Origin of the sequence: Bacteroides sp. L008 (assembly GCF_040812255.1) — a bacterium.
GTDB classification, from domain to species: Bacteria; Bacteroidota; Bacteroidia; order Bacteroidales; family Bacteroidaceae; genus Bacteroides; species Bacteroides vicugnae.
The window spans coordinates 4898176-4916669 of the sequence record NZ_JBFNXO010000001.1 but is presented as its reverse complement, the minus strand read 5'-3'; the positions used below and the strand labels follow the sequence as shown (position 1 = coordinate 4916669).

Annotated in this window: 16 protein-coding genes and 1 tRNA gene; 12 read left to right on the top strand and 5 right to left on the bottom strand. The window is 42.1% G+C overall.

The genetic code is table 11. The annotated features are described in order from the left end of the window. Positions 1-308: 308 nt before the first annotated feature. The 3 genes from AB3G73_RS18995 to recO all read right to left on the bottom strand — a co-directional run bounded on the left by AB3G73_RS18995 (position 309) and on the right by recO (position 3425). Positions 309-1535, bottom strand: a complete 1227-nt coding sequence (locus AB3G73_RS18995) for an acyloxyacyl hydrolase (protein ID WP_367745370.1) — start codon at positions 1533-1535, stop codon at positions 309-311. 22 nt (positions 1536-1557) lie between these two features. Next, on the bottom strand, positions 1558-2511 hold the full coding sequence (locus AB3G73_RS18990) for a hypothetical protein (protein ID WP_148364155.1): 954 nt from the start codon (positions 2509-2511) through the stop codon (positions 1558-1560). A gap of 185 nt (positions 2512-2696) precedes the next feature. Then, positions 2697-3425, bottom strand: a complete 729-nt coding sequence (gene recO, locus AB3G73_RS18985; protein WP_004298226.1) for a DNA repair protein RecO — start codon at positions 3423-3425, stop codon at positions 2697-2699. Between the two features lie 140 nt (positions 3426-3565). Here recO and AB3G73_RS18980 point away from each other — a divergent pair, with 140 nt between their 5' ends. The 11 genes from AB3G73_RS18980 to gyrB all read left to right on the top strand — a co-directional run bounded on the left by AB3G73_RS18980 (position 3566) and on the right by gyrB (position 14431). Beyond that, on the top strand, positions 3566-4525 hold the full coding sequence (locus AB3G73_RS18980; protein ID WP_195648911.1) for a tyrosine-type DNA invertase cluster 3b: 960 nt from the start codon (positions 3566-3568) through the stop codon (positions 4523-4525). A gap of 351 nt (positions 4526-4876) precedes the next feature. After that, a complete protein-coding gene (locus AB3G73_RS18975; RefSeq protein WP_298047076.1) occupies positions 4877-5548 on the top strand; it encodes a DUF3575 domain-containing protein in 672 nt (223 codons plus the stop codon). A 25-nt stretch (positions 5549-5573) separates the two neighbouring features. Then, a complete protein-coding gene (locus AB3G73_RS18970) occupies positions 5574-6605 on the top strand; it encodes a DUF3868 domain-containing protein (RefSeq protein WP_120080760.1) in 1032 nt (343 codons plus the stop codon). Positions 6606-6617: 12 nt separating this feature from the next. Then, positions 6618-7187, top strand: a complete 570-nt coding sequence (locus tag AB3G73_RS18965) for a DUF3575 domain-containing protein (protein WP_367745369.1) — start codon at positions 6618-6620, stop codon at positions 7185-7187. Between the two features lie 11 nt (positions 7188-7198). Beyond that, positions 7199-7390: a hypothetical protein gene (locus AB3G73_RS18960; protein WP_165863283.1), complete on the top strand. Its 192-nt coding sequence runs from the start codon at positions 7199-7201 to the stop codon at positions 7388-7390. Between the two features lie 48 nt (positions 7391-7438). Continuing rightward, entirely contained in the window at positions 7439-8854 is a 1416-nt protein-coding gene (locus tag AB3G73_RS18955) for a hypothetical protein (protein WP_217722659.1), read from the top strand. A gap of 24 nt (positions 8855-8878) precedes the next feature. Beyond that, on the top strand, positions 8879-10372 hold the full coding sequence (locus AB3G73_RS18950; protein ID WP_120080752.1) for an Mfa1 family fimbria major subunit: 1494 nt from the start codon (positions 8879-8881) through the stop codon (positions 10370-10372). Between the two features lie 31 nt (positions 10373-10403). Then, positions 10404-11378, top strand: a complete 975-nt coding sequence (locus AB3G73_RS18945) for a FimB/Mfa2 family fimbrial subunit (protein ID WP_367745368.1) — start codon at positions 10404-10406, stop codon at positions 11376-11378. A 527-nt stretch (positions 11379-11905) separates the two neighbouring features. Continuing rightward, positions 11906-11977: transfer RNA gene (locus AB3G73_RS18940), tRNA-Glu, on the top strand. Positions 11978-12019: 42 nt separating this feature from the next. Then, on the top strand, positions 12020-12274 hold the full coding sequence (gene rpsT / locus AB3G73_RS18935; RefSeq protein ID WP_004298235.1) for a 30S ribosomal protein S20: 255 nt from the start codon (positions 12020-12022) through the stop codon (positions 12272-12274). Positions 12275-12472: 198 nt separating this feature from the next. Beyond that, positions 12473-14431 carry a DNA topoisomerase (ATP-hydrolyzing) subunit B gene (gyrB, locus tag AB3G73_RS18930; RefSeq protein WP_074558273.1) on the top strand — a complete coding sequence of 653 codons (1959 nt, stop codon included), beginning with the start codon at positions 12473-12475 and terminating at the stop codon, positions 14429-14431. Between the two features lie 417 nt (positions 14432-14848). Here the strand turns inward: gyrB and AB3G73_RS18925 are convergent, their stop codons facing one another. Further along, the gene (locus AB3G73_RS18925) at positions 14849-15430 is read right to left on the bottom strand and encodes a DUF3109 family protein (RefSeq protein WP_367745367.1); all 582 of its coding nucleotides are present in this window, start codon (positions 15428-15430) and stop codon (positions 14849-14851) included. A 162-nt stretch (positions 15431-15592) separates the two neighbouring features. Continuing rightward, entirely contained in the window at positions 15593-17107 is a 1515-nt protein-coding gene (gene gpmI, locus AB3G73_RS18920; RefSeq protein WP_148364161.1) for a 2,3-bisphosphoglycerate-independent phosphoglycerate mutase, read from the bottom strand. A 347-nt stretch (positions 17108-17454) separates the two neighbouring features. Here gpmI and AB3G73_RS18915 point away from each other — a divergent pair, with 347 nt between their 5' ends. Continuing rightward, a complete protein-coding gene (locus AB3G73_RS18915) occupies positions 17455-18384 on the top strand; it encodes a magnesium transporter CorA family protein (RefSeq protein WP_008649186.1) in 930 nt (309 codons plus the stop codon). Positions 18385-18494 lie beyond the last annotated feature (110 nt).

The window sequence follows — 18494 nt, the reverse complement described above, 5'->3', positions numbered from 1 at the left end:
TTAATTATTGGTATCTTCATACAGTTGTTCTGAAGAGCAGTCGTACGAACCTGAAAAGATTACCTCTTTACCCCTAATGTATGACGATAAAACAGAGAAATTCGGTTTTAAATTTGCTACAAAAATGTCATACGGATATATTCTACAGAGTGATAAAACATCAGAATATCAGCAACGATATCCTGACGCCGGTATCACAGAAGTAAAAGTGAATCATGTTTGGAAGGACAATGGAATAATCCAATTAGGAGGACTTACATTTTAATCAAATTGAAAAAGGAGGTTATTAACAAACGAAGATTGCCCTTTCATCGTTTGTCATGGAATCTATATCCAAGTCCCAGCATCAGATTGCTGGGGTCTTTAAACTTGCTCAACTGATATCCCACGTGCAAAAACAAATGCCGGGTGACATAAGTTTTGAGAGCCAGAATCTGGTAGAACCCTTTTGTATCATCCCCACTGTATATCAGGTTCCGACCGACGCCGACATTGATAGAGAAAACAGGCATCACCAGTTCTGCCCGAAGAGATAACCCCATGGCAAATTGCTTACGGAAAGGAGGACGATGAAACTTCAAATCACCCGAGTAGAACTCGCCCACTCTATACTCCTTAAGATTGGCACTCTCATCATATTGCGCATCTGCAGAAAGCCCTGCCCGAAAATAGTTATTGAAATTATACATCGGAGCGAAATTGATGCCCGCCACGCCGAACGAACCGGGAATCAGACTCGACACATCGTCTCCAATCAGTCCTCTTTTGCGGGTGGCTCCGTAAATTACCAAGTCATAGCTGACGTGAGGCTTTATAAAGAGCCGTCCGGGAGTGATGGAACCGGGCGCCTCATCCGCGCCCAAAGTACGTACGATGCCGACTCTTCCTCCAATAACATTAAGACCGCCATTAGGATAATGCGTGTTTCCATTGGAGAAATGGGTGAGATCTACGCCTGCCGCCAGTTTCCAATACCTGTGAACTTGCCAGTTCAGCAAAAAGCCGAGATTGATGTATGCATTGATCTTGGAGCCAACCAACACGTTTTGCGGATTGGATAGTTCGTCATATTTCTTCCAGCCAAAAGAAGCTCCGAAGTTCCATTCATAATCGAGCGATAGGCGGGGCAACAGTTGCGCGATACGTGACCCTTGAAAAGCGTATACCGACACCGGATTTCCCAATTCAACGGGACTAAAGAAGGTATGGTAGGAAACGCCAATACCCTGATAGGTATGAGGAAAGAGCCTGCCTAGATTGGATTCTTTGCCGAATCTGAAAGCGTACTTGAAATGGAAAGAAAGCGATTGGTCGATTTTCTTTTGTTGCGCATTGTCTCCTTGCAGAAAACTATGGGTGGAGACGATATAGCCCGGACGGATGTCAAAGCTGAGCTGATGGCGGATCAAGGGATGGCTGACGCTGTCGTTCCGTTGTCCGATGATTGTCTGGGCTTCCAGATTTACGTTGATTGCCGGATGTACCAGGAGGCAAAGGAGGCACAGCAACCGTATGGTGTTTCTATTTCTAATCATTAATATGCTAGTTATTGAAAGGTTAGTTGTTGAGAGGAACATCCCTGTGTGTTATGTGATATTTTACAGGCATTTCGCTATGTAACGTACCGCTTACGATTCGTTGTTTCTTGGTTTTGGGATGAGAAACATAGAGGGTATATCGCGTTTCCAACCAATCATACACCATCCATAAGGTATAGGTTCGAGCAGTTCGGGGAGGGACTATGTCTTCTTCCTGTTCCGTACTGGGGCAAGACAACATTTGTTGTGCAGAAATGAACGACACCCGTTTACCGTTCATCCCTAAATATCCGTCTTTCATGCTTGGTATTTCCACCGTCAGACCGGCTTTGCCCAGTAGCTGAAAAGCTTCGGGCACATCGCTTTTGAATCTCATAAAATGGTAAAAAGACTCGAAAGGAAAAAACGTGTATGTAGACGAAACATCTGTAAAGTTATGAAAGGAGACGCCTTCTTTTCTCTCTGTCTTGTTTTCCGGATCGTAAGAATATGCATCCAAAGAATAAATAATACTGTCCATTACATATCTGTCTGCCGGAGAGATCTCGACATGTATCTCCTGCCACTCATACTCGTTGCTTGCCGTGAGTTGAAATTGAAAAGGAGCGGAAAGGGCATTCTCGCCCACCGTTATCTTCACTTCTTCGGGATGAACACGCTCGATAGTGAAATCAATCATCTCCCCGACACACACAATCTTGCCTAATCCGTTCAGCAATGGACCTTGATCATCTGTTACCTGGCGATTGTCCGCATCATATACTTTATATTGAAAGGGAAAACCGGAAGCTGTATACATTGTTAACCAATCCCAATTGGCAGCTGCAAATTGAATAGTGGCAACATCCCCGTTCCCGTCCAACATCAGTTCGGAATCGGAAGGACGGAAGTCGTCGACAAATACGTCTCCGTTACAACCATAAAACTCCCCCAGGATAAGAAGACAGATTGTCAGGTATAAGAATCTTTTCATATTGTTTTCTCTCTTGTTCATGCTCTTTTATTCTCTACGGACAAAAGTAACATATATTTTCAGGAACAGCATACAAACCCGCATTAAGAAGTGTTATTATCACCAGATTAATTACCATATACAGTGGCGGACGCTAAAACGGAGCTAAAACAATATATAGCAAGCAGATGGAGAGAAGTTACTAATTAATCAAACAGTTCTTTCAATACCTCCAGTGATTTCAATGCCGGAAAGTCCGGCAGATGCAAACGATAATAATCATTCATGATCGTCAGGCAGCGAGTACGCTCCGCACGGCTCATACCGAAAAGATGCATGGTCTCATAGTTCATGCGCATCAGCTGACGGAGACGGGCGGCCTCTTCAGGATTGATATAAGAAGAATGTAGCTGGGGACGAATGGAAGTGAAACAGGCATTCAATAAATCGAAGTAATCGCCGGTATGATAATCTTCCAGATTCGGGTAAAGCCCCAGAAAACGCGAAAGACGCATCAGGAAAACCAGATGGAAATTGGCAAATCCCTCTCCACACTCGTCCAGCCAAATGATAGAATGTTGCAGATAGGCGAATAACGGACGGTTCTCCGCCTCCTCCCGGATAGCCCTGTAAAGAAACTCCGACAGGAAAAGTGCCATCGAAGACTTATACGGATCATAAGGTATGGAAGAAAATGGATAAAAGGATTTCGCTTCCTTCACACGATAGAGTGTTGCATTGGGCCGATAGTCGGCCTCGAACTCGATAAAAGACAACGGTTGGAAAAGTACGGATTTTACAGCCGCCTTCCGTGAACGGGGTACTGTTACAAGGAAAGAAGCCCTGCCGGACAACTCTGTATACATATCTACAATGATAGAAGTATCATTGTATTTTAATGTATGAAGAACTATTCCTTTCGTTTTTTGCAACATAACCAAATAACCTCGTTTCCAATCCGAAGCAAAACTACAAAAAATAGATAGTAATCAGAGAGTTTTTAAAGGCATTAACAACAAAAAAGATAACTACTTTTGTTATAGTCCCTGAATAACAAGTAAAGATAAACAAGCTTATGAAACGAAAAAGTAATAAAAACGGATTTACCGGATGCGCCAAAGCATATATCCGGAATTTACAGGAAGAAGGTCGTTATTCGACAGCACATGTGTATAAGAATGCAATTCTGTCATTCACAAGGTTCTGCGGTACTCCCGGCATAGCTTTCGGACAGGTCACCCGCGATAGTTTGAGACGATACGGACAGCATCTCCACGAACATGGGTTGAAACCAAACACTGTTTCGACCTATATGCGTATGTTGCGCAGCATCTATAACCGTGGTGTGGAGGCAGGTATAGCCCGCTTCATCCCCCGGTTGTTTCGCGACGTATACACTGGCGTAGATGTACGGCAGAAAAGGGCACTCCCTGTCAGCGAACTGCATACACTTCTCTACAAAGCTCCTCAATCCCAACACTTAAGTCGTACGCAAGCTATCGCACGGTTGATGTTCCAATTCTGCGGTATGCCGTTCTCTGATTTCGCACATTTAGAAAAATCGGCATTGGAACACGGAATCCTTAGATACAATCGCATAAAAACAGGCACACCAATAAGCCTTGAAATCCTGGACACCTCCAAGAAAGAGATAAACAGACTGCGTAACAACAATCCGCCGAGAGAAGATTGCCCAGACTACCTATTTAATATAATGAAAGGAGATAAGAGACGAAAAGAAGAAAGCATATATAAGGAATATCAGTCAGCCCTCCGCCGATTCAACAATCAATTGAAAAGCCTGTCAAAAGAGCTAAACCTAAAATCACCTGTCAGTTCATATACTATCCGGCATTCTTGGGCAACAAATGCCAAATACCAGGGAATCCCTATTGAAATGATCAGTGAATCATTAGGACATAAATCAATAAAAACCACACAAACTTATCTGAAAGGTTTTGGTTTGAAGAAAAGAACAGAAGCCAACCAATTGAATTGTTTTTACGTAGAATCTTACAGCACAAGTCATCAATAAAATATAAGCAGCTATCTATCAGCAATCTACCTTATCCATTACTTCTTAGGTAACGGATATAAATACTGCACAAAGATATATAAAAAGAGTATTACATTCCAAATTAATTATAGATTATTTTATTCAACTTCTTCCGAAGAATAAAATAAGATATGAGAACACGAATCACTTTTAGTTCATGTTCCAACTATCTATTGCCAATCATCGGACCGTTTTTTTTCTGTCCGAAAGCTTCCAGAGACGTATATCAATAAAAGACCACTGTCTTTTTTACTTTTCCCCCATGTGCTCCTGTCATTAAACAGGAGTTCCGTTACCTAAGAAGTAACAGATACACATAAACAAATAATTATGACACACAAACCCGATATCAGTAAAAATGAAAGGCCTGCTGCCAGCAACAGGTGGAGATATGCGGCAAACATTAAACATGGGCTAGCCATCATTGCCTTTGTTACATGTATTCTGCCTGCTTCAAACCTTTGCGGACAAAATATAGCCCTTAAAAGCAATCTGCTTTACGATCTAACCACTACTCTCAACATGGGAGGAGAAGTGCGATGTGACGATACACATACCATCAGCCTTTCTCTCAATTACAATCCCTGGGACTTCGGAGGGAACAAAAAGATGAAGCATTTCCTGTTGCAGCCGGAATACCGTAAATGGTTTAATGAAGCATTCACAGGAAATTTTATCGGCTTTCAGCTACACTATGCTTTGTTCAATTTTGGAGGAATGCTCCCTTGGGGATTCAGCGATGGGAAAATGCTGGGTATTGAGAACAGGCAGATTGCTCATAACAGATATCAAGGCAATCTGGCGGGTTTCGGCATTTCCTACGGTTATCAATGGATGATCAGCCCTCAATGGAACCTGGAAGCAGGAATCTCACTCGGATATGCACACCTTAATTATAAACGCTACGGACAGTCTGAAGGTGCAGCCCTATTGGAAAAATCAAGCTGCAACTACTGGGGACCTACACAAGCAGGGATATCAATCATATATTTCATCCGATAAATCAACCTAATAATAACCACATAAAATGAAAACGAAAGCATTCATATTTTTCAGCTTATTGATATGCAATCTACTCCCGGCACAAAACATTAAACTGGATATTACTCCACACTTTCTCGGAGTGCGGGCAGATTCATTACTACTCTCCATGGATGTATCGGTAGAAATAGAAAATATGGAGTCTAAAAATGCCGTCAGACTAACGCCCGTCTTAACCGGACAGGAAAAGAAAATCTTACTGCCCTCCATCCTATTGAACGGCAAACAAAAACAGAAATTATATCTGCGCAACCAGATATTACGAAAAAAAAGCGGGCATAAAGAAGAGGATGCAACCTACCTCGTTGCCGGTATCGGCGAAAGTCATTCCCGCACCATCGCTTACCGGACTTCGTTGCCCGCAGAAGATTGGATGAACCACGCAACTCTCCTCCTTCGGAGAACAATCATCCGTCCTGAAAGCGAACAAGCGTTGAAAGACACTTTACTCATTACATCTCAACCTGCTGCACTCCCATCCCTCCAAAAGAATCCGGACGAGGCTACGTCAACAGCAGAAAACACGTCTCAGGCCGATACGACAACCACAAAAATGAAATATAAAGGTTCGTATGTTTCTCCGGCTACGGATGATGTAGATATACGAAATCAGAAAGAGTTGAATTTTAATCTTGAAGAGGCTAAGATTATGGCTGACGTCAATCCACAAATGTTGTCGCTCCGCGAACTCTATACCGTAGCTCTGTCATATGCAGATAACAAAGCCAAGTTTTACCAAATTATTAACATCAGTGTCAAACTGTATCCTGTACACCCCATCGCCAACCTGAACGCTGCCGCTGCCGCCATCGAACAAGGAAATACTCAATCAATAAGCAAGTTTTTATCGATGGCTCCTCATGACAACCTTGCTTACAAGAATTGCCGGGGTGTATATGAGCTAATGACTGGAAACACATACGAAGGCATTCGTATGTTAAAGGCCGCTAAGACAGAAGGGTCAGAAGAGGCTTCTTACAATCTGAATGTATTTTTTGAAAATAATAAACGTCCTTAACGAGCAGATACAATGAAATATTTCTTATTCTTATTCCTGTTCTTATCAGTTGGTTGGCTCCACTGTCACTCACAGAAAGTAGCAGTCAGGGTGAATGCGCTTCCTGCAATAGAGGGGGCTCTCGAGGCCGGAGTCTCATATGCCATCGGAAATAAAAGCACAGTTGAACTGACCGGCAGTCTGCGACCATGGAAACGGGAAGAGAAATATATGAACCGCTATTGGCTGATACAACCAGAATATAAATACTGGACTTGCCAGAAGTTTAACGGCTTTTTCTGGGGTACTTACCTCAATGGGGCACAATTCAATATCGGAGGGAAAAAACTGCCTTTCGGTATATTCGCCGGGTTGAAAAAGTACAGATATGAAGGATGGCTGGCAGGCGGAGGTATCAGTGCCGGATATCACTGGATGCTGAATGATCATTGGAATATAGAAACAAGTCTGGGAGTAGGATACGATTTTATCCGCTACAAGCAATACAACTGCGTCAAGAAATGCGCCGGATTACGGGACAAAGGTGATTATCATTACATAGGGCCTAGTAAGGCTTCAATAAGTTTAGTTTATCTATTTTAAAATAAAACAGGATGAAAAGTTTATGGAAAGTCTGGTTCTCCAGAAAAAGAAGTATCTACATACGAATAGCACGTCAATGCCGTTCTACCCCATGGAGAGTATATTATCTAGGACATGGAGGCATCAGCAGATCAATAAAGGACATGAAGATATTGAAAGCATTGCAGCAGCAAGGAATCATTTCACGAATTTATCCATGGTGAGTTATGATTGCTTTTGTTACGGATAAGGAGTCATTTAGTTGTAAAATTATGAAAACAGGAGGAACTTTTATCATTGCAGCCATCTTATCTCTTTCTCTTCAGGCACAGACACCTGTAGCAGGAGATGATGGCACTGTTCGAGCCACTTCCTCCAGCCTGCACAAGGCCGGGAAAGAATTACTGGTTTCTATTGGAATAGAAGTCACTCGTGACTTCCTGCCCAATGAATCAATGACATTGATACCTGTTGTCAGTGACAGTCTGGAACACCGGTTGGAATTACCACCGATCTATATCAACAGCCGAAAACAACACATCATATTTTTGCGCGAAGCCGGCAAGAAGGAAAGAGAAGCCGAAGCATTGCAAAGAAAAAACGGAAGTCGGCAGACAATACATTATCTGCAATCTGTACCTTTCGAAAGTTGGATGAATCATGCCACTCTCTCACTCGTTGAGAAAAGCTGTGGCTGTGGGATTCCGGGTGAAGAAAATTTCACTTGTATCGCCCGTTTACACCCACAGCCAACCCCTATTCCACAACTCGTATTCCTGACTCCCCAAGTGGAAACCTCGAAAATCAGAGAAGAAAAAGGGTGTGCGTTTATTGATTTTCCTGTCAATGTGACTGCTATATACGAAACATACAGCAACAATACAGTAGAACTGAATAAAATTATTGAAACAATCAACACCATTAAAAATGACACCAACGTTACCATCACACACATCAGCATTCACGGCTACGCTTCACCCGACGGACCTTACCGACTCAATGAGAAGTTGGCCCGTGAACGTACTCAATCTGTGAAAGAGTATGTAAATCAGCTATATGCATTCGACGGAGCGCATATCCGGACAGACTATACTCCCGAAGATTGGGAAGGATTTGAAGCTCTTCTCTGTGATACGACTTTTCAAGAGAAAGAAGCGATAATAAAAACCATAACAAGCGACATTCACCCCGACAGCAAGGAGAGAAAGTTAAAAAAACACTTCCCTGCATTCTACGATTTTGTCCTGAAGCATTGGTTTACTCTACTTAGACATTCCGACTACACTATTGAATATCGTGTACGCCCGTTTACTCTTGCAGAATCCCGGAAAGTCTTTACTACAAACCCTAAAAATTTGAGTCTTGAAGAAATGTTTCGTCTCGCACTTGCCAGTACACCTGGAAGCGAAACTTATAATCAGATTTTCATGACTGCCGTACAACTATTTCCCGATAATCCCACAGCCAACTTGAATGCCGCCTGTATAGCCTTGATGCAAAGAGACGTCCAAACAGCTGCCACTTATTTGGAAAAAGCTCCGGAAGTACCGGAAACAATATTAGCAAAAGGAGTTCTATGCTTTCTTAAAAATAACTATGAGGAAGCAGAGTACTTATTCAGACAAGCTCAAAAAGCAGGACTATCACAAGCGGATAATAATCTGCAATTAGTCCTTGAATTAAAATAAATACTCATTAAAATCAAATGTAAAATGAAAAGATTCAGTAAATTAATGTCACTGCTTTTATTCGCGGCAGTCACACAGTACAGTTGCATCAATGATGCAGATGTGGTCATCGCCGATGACACTCATTCAGAGTCAAATGGTAATCTCGCCTTGTTCTTCGAGATTCCAAACGTTGCTACCAGCCGAAGTGCCGAATCGTCCGGCGTTACCACCGAAGGTTCGAAAGAAGAATATGCGGTAAAGAGTCTCACAGTTTATCTATTTGACTCGACCACAAAAACGCTCAAAGATCAGCAGGAACTGAAGAACATCAACCGGACAGTTACGAGCGGTCAAAACATACAGTACACCGCTGACAAAATCACTGTAAATCCGGGAACTTATAACATCTTTGCCATAGCTAACGGAAAAGCAATCACTGGAAATATCAGCACACAAGAGGCTTTTCTGAATGCAGTTGATGCCGTTACTTACAGTGCAGGAAAAATTCCAAGCGTACCCGAAAACGGTTTCGTTATGACCAATCGTGGAGCTGCCAATCTGAACGTTGAAGTGAAGAAACCTACAGATTCCGATAAAGTGACCAGTGTATCTATTGGTCTCGAACGCGTGGTTGCCAAAGTCGAACTGACTCAAACACAGGAAACTTTCCCGCTAACAGACCCAGCCGGAAAGACCTACTGTACAATCAAACTGAACAATTTCAGAATGTTGAACCTGGCAACCCAGTTCTATACTTTCCGCCATACAGCGGTACTGAACAGTTTCCAGGAACCAGATTCATATACTGATGAAAACTTCGGTGATATCAACGACAACAATGGTTATGTTATCGATCCCTATTTCTTCAAGAAAACAGTGGAGAATGCCGGGGACTTTACAAACGCCGATGGTTTCTTTGCACAAGCTCTAGTACAGTTGGATATCAACGACGGCAACTGGGCAGGTATGGCGCAAGCTAACAGTTGGTCACATATCTACTGCCTGGAAAACTGTATGTTCCTTGACGCCCAACTGAACGCATACAGCACGGGAGTTATGTTCAAAGCCAACATGGATATTGCCCCCGACCGCGTTTTCAATGAAAATGGCGATGTAGTTAGCAATCAGTCCAACTGGCCGACTAATATGTTCTACTTCAATTACAACTTTTATACCAGCGTAGATGCAATCCGTAAACTAGTCCTTAATAATTTGCCCAATGATGTCACTGACAACTCGACAACAGAAGAACTAGCCCGATATAGTATCAAACGTTTCAAGAAAACGGAAAACTACTCTTGTTATTACAATTACTGGATCAAACACCTTGATAATAATTCTCCGGAAATGGGTGTTATGGAATTCGGTATCGTACGCAACAATATATACAGATTGTCAGTCAACAAAATTGCAGGACTCGGTAGCGGCGAACCTTTCATCGACCCGGATCAGCCGGATGAATATAAAGCCGAACTAGACATCAATTTCAATGTTTTTCCGTGGGCCGTACGTAATCAAGATGTAGAACTTGAATAAGTATTGGCCACCCGAACTAAATTTATTATAAATGCGTCCATTTTTACTCTATATTATCAGTGCCATCGCCTTGTTCTCATCCTGTGACTGGGTGAACGACGACTTGTCAGACTGCCCTTCCGGGACTTGGCTGAAAATCTCGTATACCTATAATATACTAGATGTGGACGCTGCCTCCACACAAGTAAGCGATATTACCATCCTTGCTTTCGACAAGGATGATAAATATGTGGATCGAGTGGACGTAGACAGCATTACATTACATCAAGGCTACTGTATGGTAAAAGTACCATTTCCCGAAGGAACTTATCGTCTGCTTATATGGGGAGGGACATCCAACCATATGTACCAGCTCCCTAATCTCAAAGCCGGACAAACGGAACGAAGGTCCCTGAATATATCACTGGCATGCGACAATAAGAACCAGTCGGACAGGAAACTGAATGCACTCTTTTACAGTAGCCTTGAAAATATTACTATTAGTCAAAAATATCAGGTTATTACCGCCAATTTAGTGAAAGATACTAATTATTTCTCATGCATTCTTCAAGATGAAGCAAATGCTCCTCTACGCCAAGAGGACTTTTCCTTTACGCTAGAATCTGGCAACGGAATAATAGACTACACAAACACACCGGTCGGTACAACTCCAGTCTACTATCTTCCATATCAGAAGGAAGTGGCTGTAATGTCCGAGCAAACTCCGGTCATTCATGCGAGATTAAATACATTACGTATCATGAAAGGGGATCAGACAACCTTATCGATCAAACATATACCAAGCGGCCAGAACATTCTTCGTCTCCCACTCACCCAATATCTGTTGTTATCCAAAATCTACAATGATATAGGTGAAATAAGTGACCAGGAGTATCTCGACCGTCAGGACTCATATACGCTTTTGTTCTTTATCCAGTCATCGGATACCGGGATTCCGAAGATATGCCCAAGAATGCAAGTTAACGGATGGATTATACGCCTGAACAACTCCGAACTGGAGTCTTAAAAACGTATGGCGAAATAGTATGTGAACAATATTTAGGTGAGATGTATTTACAAAGGCTACTGCGAAGTACCCTAGCGGGCTCTTTTGCCCTCTGCTCATGTAATGTTTCCCACTACATGTAGCATCTTAATAAAACGATTTTTCAAAGAAAATATCGTTTTATTAAAATTGTTTGTTTTGTTTGTGTTTCGTGCATTCTGTCCAAGCGAGGAGAGAATGCACTTTTTTTGTTACAAGAGAAATCACAAATAAGTAGCCTTTTTAGTTCATTATAATATAATAAGGTATATGAAAGAGGACACCTTCCAGTTTTTTTACCGGAAAGAAGTTTTTTTATAAAAAGTAAAGCATTCTATTTCATTGAATATCAAGATAAAAGAATGGTCAATTTGAAAAAAAACGCATATTCCACGAAAATTTTCCTATGAATCATTTGTCAGTTTCAAAAAAGTTCCTACCTTTGCATCCGCAATCGAGAAACAAACACAGATTCGAGAAAGCAAAACGCAGAAATGCAACAATAGGATGGCCCGTTCGTCTATCGGTTAGGACGCAAGATTTTCATTCTTGAAAGGGGGGTTCGATTCCCCCACGGGCTACAAGTTAAAAGAATAAAGAACTAAAAAAATAGATTAGTCGAGATGGCAAATCATAAATCATCACTGAAAAGAATCAGACAAGAAGAGACTAGAAGACTTCACAACAGATATTATGGCAAGACCATGAGAAATGCTGTTAGAAAGCTTCGTGCAACTACTGATAAAGCAGAAGCAGTTGCAATGTACCCAGGCATTACAAAGATGTTGGATAAGTTGGCTAAGGTGAATATTATTCACAAGAACAAAGCTAGCAATCTGAAATCTAAGTTAGCTCTTTACATCAACAAGCTCGCTTAATAGAAAGAATTTTATAATTCTACATAGCATCCAGGCTGAACTTTTAAGTTCGGCCTTTCTTGTTTATAACCCATTGAATATCAAACTTATCAAGATAGCGGAGAATCCACTCACATTCTTTATTTTTCACTGATTATTCTTCGTCAAGTCGACAATTTTCACTATATTTGCTCTGTTATTAAAGTTAGAAAGGCAATTATGAGCGAAGAACAAATCACTCCCAATAACGGGTCTTATTCTGCGGATAGTATCCAGGTATTGGAAGGTCTTGAAGCAGTAAGAAAACGCCCTGCGATGTACATTGGTGACATCAGCGTCAAGGGACTTCACCATTTGGTATACGAAATCGTTGACAACTCTATCGACGAAGCATTGGCCGGATATTGCGACCATATCGAAGTAATAATCAACGAAGACAATTCAATCACAGTACAGGACAACGGACGCGGTATTCCGGTGGACTATCACGAGAAAGAAAAGAAGTCGGCACTGGAAGTTGCCATGACTGTACTGCACGCCGGAGGTAAATTCGACAAAGGATCTTACAAGGTATCCGGAGGTTTGCACGGTGTAGGTATGTCTTGCGTAAATGCGCTGTCTACCCACATGACTACGCAAGTATTCCGTAATGGCAAAATCTACCAGCAGGAGTACGAGATCGGTAAACCGCTTTACTCTGTAAAAGAAGTCGGTACAGCCGACATCACGGGAACCCGCCAACAATTCTGGCCGGACAATACCATCTTTACAGAAACGGTATACGATTACAAGATTCTGGCTTCACGCCTGCGTGAATTAGCTTACCTGAACGCTGGTCTCCGTATTTCCCTGACCGACCGTCGAGTTGTGAACGAAGACGGAAGCTTCAAGGGTGAGCAGTTCTATTCAGAAGAAGGCTTGAGAGAGTTTGTACGTTTTATCGAGTCTTCACGCGAGCACTTGATTAACGACGTTATCTATCTGAACTCGGAAAAACAGGGAATCCCTATTGAAGTGGCTATCATGTACAATACCGGATTCTCCGAAAACGTTCACTCATACGTTAACAATATCAACACCATTGAAGGTGGTACACACCTGGCAGGTTTCCGCCGTGCGCTGACCCGTACGTTGAAGAAATATGCCGAAGACAGCAAGATGCTGGAAAAAGTGAAGGTTGAAATCTCGGGAGATGACTTCCGCGAGGGTTTGACTGCCGTTATCTCCGTAAAAGTGCAAGAGCCACAGTTTGAAGGACAGACTAAAACGAAGTTGGGTAACAACGAAGTGATGGGCGCTGTCGACCAGGCAGTGGGGGAAGTATTGGCATATTATCTGGAAGAGCATCCGAAGGAAGCAAAAACGATTGTAGACAAGGTGATTCTCGCCGCTACCGCACGTCATGCAGCAAGAAAAGCCCGTGAAATGGTACAACGCAAGTCCCCAATGTCAGGAGGCGGTCTACCAGGTAAATTGGCTGACTGTTCGGATAAGGATGCAACGAAATGTGAATTATTCCTCGTCGAGGGAGATTCGGCAGGTGGTACTGCCAAGCAGGGACGTAACCGTATGTTCCAAGCTATCCTCCCATTGCGCGGTAAGATTCTGAACGTAGAGAAAGCCATGTATCACAAGGCTTTGGAAAGTGATGAAATCCGTAACATCTACACAGCCCTCGGTGTTACTATCGGAACTGACGAGGACAGCAAAGAAGCGAATATCCAAAAGCTGCGCTATCACAAGATCATCATCATGACCGATGCCGACGTCGATGGTTCTCACATCGACACACTGATCATGACGTTCTTCTTCCGCTATATGCCACAGATTATTCAGAATGGCTATTTGTACATCGCTACTCCCCCGCTCTACCTCTGCAAAAAAGGTAAAGTAGAAGAGTATTGCTGGACAGATGCACAACGCCAGAAGTTTATCGATACTTACGGTGGCGGTTCGGAAAGTGCTGTTCATACACAGCGCTACAAAGGTTTGGGTGAAATGAACGCACAGCAATTGTGGGAAACAACTATGGACCCCGAAAACCGTATGTTGAAACAAGTAAATATTGACAACGCTGCAGAAGCCGATTATATCTTCTCTATGTTAATGGGTGAAGATGTAGGACCACGCCGCGAGTTTATTGAAGAAAATGCAACGTATGCAAATATCGACACATAATTTAAATAATTACGTTTTATAAACCAACCTCACATCTTACAACGAGGAAACGCCGATGGCGAAGGAACATCCTTCGATCGGCGTTTTTCTTTTGCCCAAAGGGTCTTTATGTTCGAATAGTTCAACTGCCTATCTCTTAATAAAAGCTAACAGCAGAAACGTTTTCCATACAAAATCACTATCTTGCATAAAAAGCAAAGAAAACATAACTATGAAAATGAAAACTACTGCTCCTAATCCATTATTTGCAAAGATCAGGTTGTTTCTTATTGTATTGACTTCCTGTGTGATCGCCACTTGTATCTTCTTGATTATTATTCATCCGGAAGTATGGATGATACCGGCATGCGGAATAATAATCGCATTGTGTATTTTACTATATCAAGTATATTGCATACGCAAGAACCGGAAGAGAATTTAAATATATTGTTGCTTTTTCAGTTCTTCGGCAACAGTAACCAGTCCTTTGTACCATTCTCCACCGAACTTACGGATTAAAGGCTCTTTCAGAAACTGATATACGGGAAGATTCTCTTTTTTTCCCAGCAAAACCGCTGCTTTGCATATGTCCCAACGATTATAATTCACCGCTTTATAAGGTCCGTAATCTCCAATCCGGATAGGGTAAAGATGGCAGGACACCGGTTTATAGAAAGCAGTCTTTCCCGCTCGATAGGCCTTTTCGATTGCGCAATAACAACAACCGTTCTCATCATAACAAGTAAACACACAGTCCTTATTATTGACAATAGAAGTCACCAAATCACCTTCCTGATCCGTATATACCACCCCTTGCTTTTCAATCACCGCACGTGCCTCCGGAGCCAGTTCGTCCCAGATAACCGGCAAAACTTCTTCCAACTCCATCACCTCATCCAGCTCTACCGGAGCACCGGCATCACCTTCAATGCAACAAGCACCCTTACAGGCACCCAGATCGCAAAGAAACTTCTCCTGAAATACATCAAGAGATACTACTACATCACCTATTTGTATCATCTTAAATTGAGAATTAAAAATTGAGAAATAAATGTTTTGATAAAACAAACTCTTTTTCAGATCCTACTAAAAACTTGTATGCGTTTACTATACGAATAGCAAACGCATACGATTTAACATGAATAGCATTATTCTTAGCTATCATTTTTTAATTCTCAATTCTCAATTTATCAACACTTTTCCGTCCATTTCAGCCGGAACAGCCAGCCCCATAATCTTGAGAATAGTCGGAGCAACATCTGCCAGACGACCGTTTTCTACTTTCGCAGCTTTGTTCTCAGTTACGTAAACACAAGGAACAGGGTTCAAAGAGTGAGCAGTGTTCGGAGTGCCGTCTTCGTTCAAAGCGTGGTCAGCGTTACCATGATCAGCAATGATAATTGCTTCGTAATCCTGTGCTTTGGCAGCTTCAATTACATCTTTCACGCAAGCATCTACAGCAATAACAGCTTTCTCGATTGCTTCATAAATACCGGTATGACCTACCATGTCACCATTAGCGAAGTTCACTACGATGAAATCATATTTGTTCTCGTTGATGGCAGCCACCAGTTTGTCTTTTACTTCGAAAGCGCTCATTTCCGGCTTCAAGTCGTAAGTAGCCACTTTGGGAGAAGGAACAAGGATACGATCTTCTTTGTCAAACGGAGTTTCACGTCCACCATTGAAGAAGAATGTTACGTGTGCATACTTTTCTGTTTCAGCGATATGAAGTTGGCTCAAGCCTTTAGAAGCAAGATATTCGCCCAATGTATTAGATACATTATCTTTGTCAAACAGGATATGAACACCCTTGAAAGAAGCATCGTACGGAGTCATACAGTAATATTGCAGGCCCGGGATGGTGTGCATACCGGCTTCCGGCATATCTTGTTGAGTCAATACAACAGTCAACTCTTTGGCACGGTCATTACGGTAGTTGAAGAAGATAACCACATCACCTTCTTTGATTGTTCCGTCACAGTTGGCATTCACAATCGGTTTGATGAATTCATCTGTAACACCTGCATTATAAGAGTCCTGCATGGCCTGAACCATATCGGTAGCTTTCTCACCTATGCCGTTTACAAGCAGGTCATAAGCTTCTTTTACACGTTCCCAGCGTTTGTCACGGTCCATAGCGTAATAACGGCCGATGATAGAAGCAATCTTGCCTGCAGATTTCTCACAGTGTGCAGAAAGTTCTTCGATAAAGCCTTTACCGCTCTTCGGGTCAGTGTCACGACCATCCATGAAGCAGTGGATAAATGTATTGTCGATGTTATATTCTTTAGCGATATCGCAAAGTTTGAAGAGATGAACGAGTGAGCTGTGTACGCCACCGTTAGAAGTCAGCCCCATAAAGTGAACACTCTTTCCGTTTTCTTTCGCATAAGAGAAAGCAGAAACGACTTCAGGATTTTTCAGGATGCTATTATCAGCACATGCACGATTGATTTTTACCAAATCCTGATAAACCACGCGTCCGGCACCGATATTCAAGTGACCTACTTCCGAGTTACCCATCTGTCCGTCGGGCAAACCTACGTTTTCACCGCTTGCCTGAAGTTGAGAGTGAGGATAAGTAGTCATCAGATAATCCCAGTAAGGAGTGGGCGTGTTGAAGATTACGTCGTCTTTCTTTTGGTCACCTAATCCCCAACCATCGAGGATCATTAAAAGGGCTTTCTTACTCATAATATTTCAATATTTAAATTATCACTCTGATTTTCGGGCGCAAAGGTACAAAAAAGATGGTTACGTAAACGTTTAATCTATGTTAAGTTACAGGGCAGAAGTGCACCAGGCTATGGATGTTTTTCTTACTTTGTAAAAGTACTTTCAATATATTGATCGAAAAACACGATACAAAAGGCGGAACCTACTTCATTTTTCCGTACCTTTGCATCGCTTTAAAAATAAAATCATAGAAATATGGACGATTCAAACCCGCGAACGTGCACAACTAGTATTAATTAAAGCGAACAGAGTCATTGAAACCTGATGCCTCTGCTCGTGTCAAACAAACGAAAGGAGGCAATAAGATGAGAACGTATCTTTATTGTGAAGCTGGCTTTGTGGAAAAAGCTCAATGGCTTCCTAACAGCTGGGTAAATGTAGTATGCCCGAATAACGATGACTTTGAATTTCTAACTCAAACTCTCAACGTACCCGAATCATTTCTTAATGACATAGCCGATACGGACGAACGTCCGCGTACGGATACGGAAGGCAACTGGCTATTGACCATTCTTCGTATCCCTGTACAGATTGCGCAAAACAGCACTCTGCCTTTCAGCACCGTACCAATTGGTATCATCACCAACAATGAGATCATTGTGTCCGTCTGTTATCATAACACTGATCTATTACCGGATTTTATTGAACACACCCGCCGAAAAGGGATTGTTGTGCGCAACAAACTGGATCTGATTCTCCGGATCATCTATTCTTCTGCCGTGTGGTTCCTGAAGTATCTAAAGCAGATAAACATAGACATCAGCGCCGCAGAAAAGGAACTGGAGCGAAGCATCCGCAACGAGGACCTGCTCCGGCTGATGAGACTGCAGAAAACACTTGTCTACTTCAACACTTCCATCCGTGGAAATGAAGTAATGATAGGAAAGTTAAGAACTATCTTCCAGGATACGGATTATTTGGACACAGAACTTGTGGAGGATGTTATTATCGAATTGAAACAGGCACTTAACACGGTGAATATTTACAGTGATATTCTCACGGGAACAATGGATGCTTTTGCCTCTATTATCTCCAATAACGTGAATACGATCATGAAACGTATGACAAGTTTATCCATCGTCCTGATGCTCCCGACATTGATTGCCAGTTTCTATGGTATGAATGTGGATATTCATCTGGAAGAGGTACCCTTCGCTTTCTCTTTGATTGTACTCTTCTCCATTGGATTGTCAACTCTTGCATTTGTGATATTCCGGAAGATAAAATGGTTCTAATACAAAAAACAGCTCACCATCTGTGATCCTTTAGAGGACTCTAAGACGGTAAGCTGTAAATTATACGTTTTTTATTCGATAGAGAATTAATTAAAAGAGAATGTTTAGAG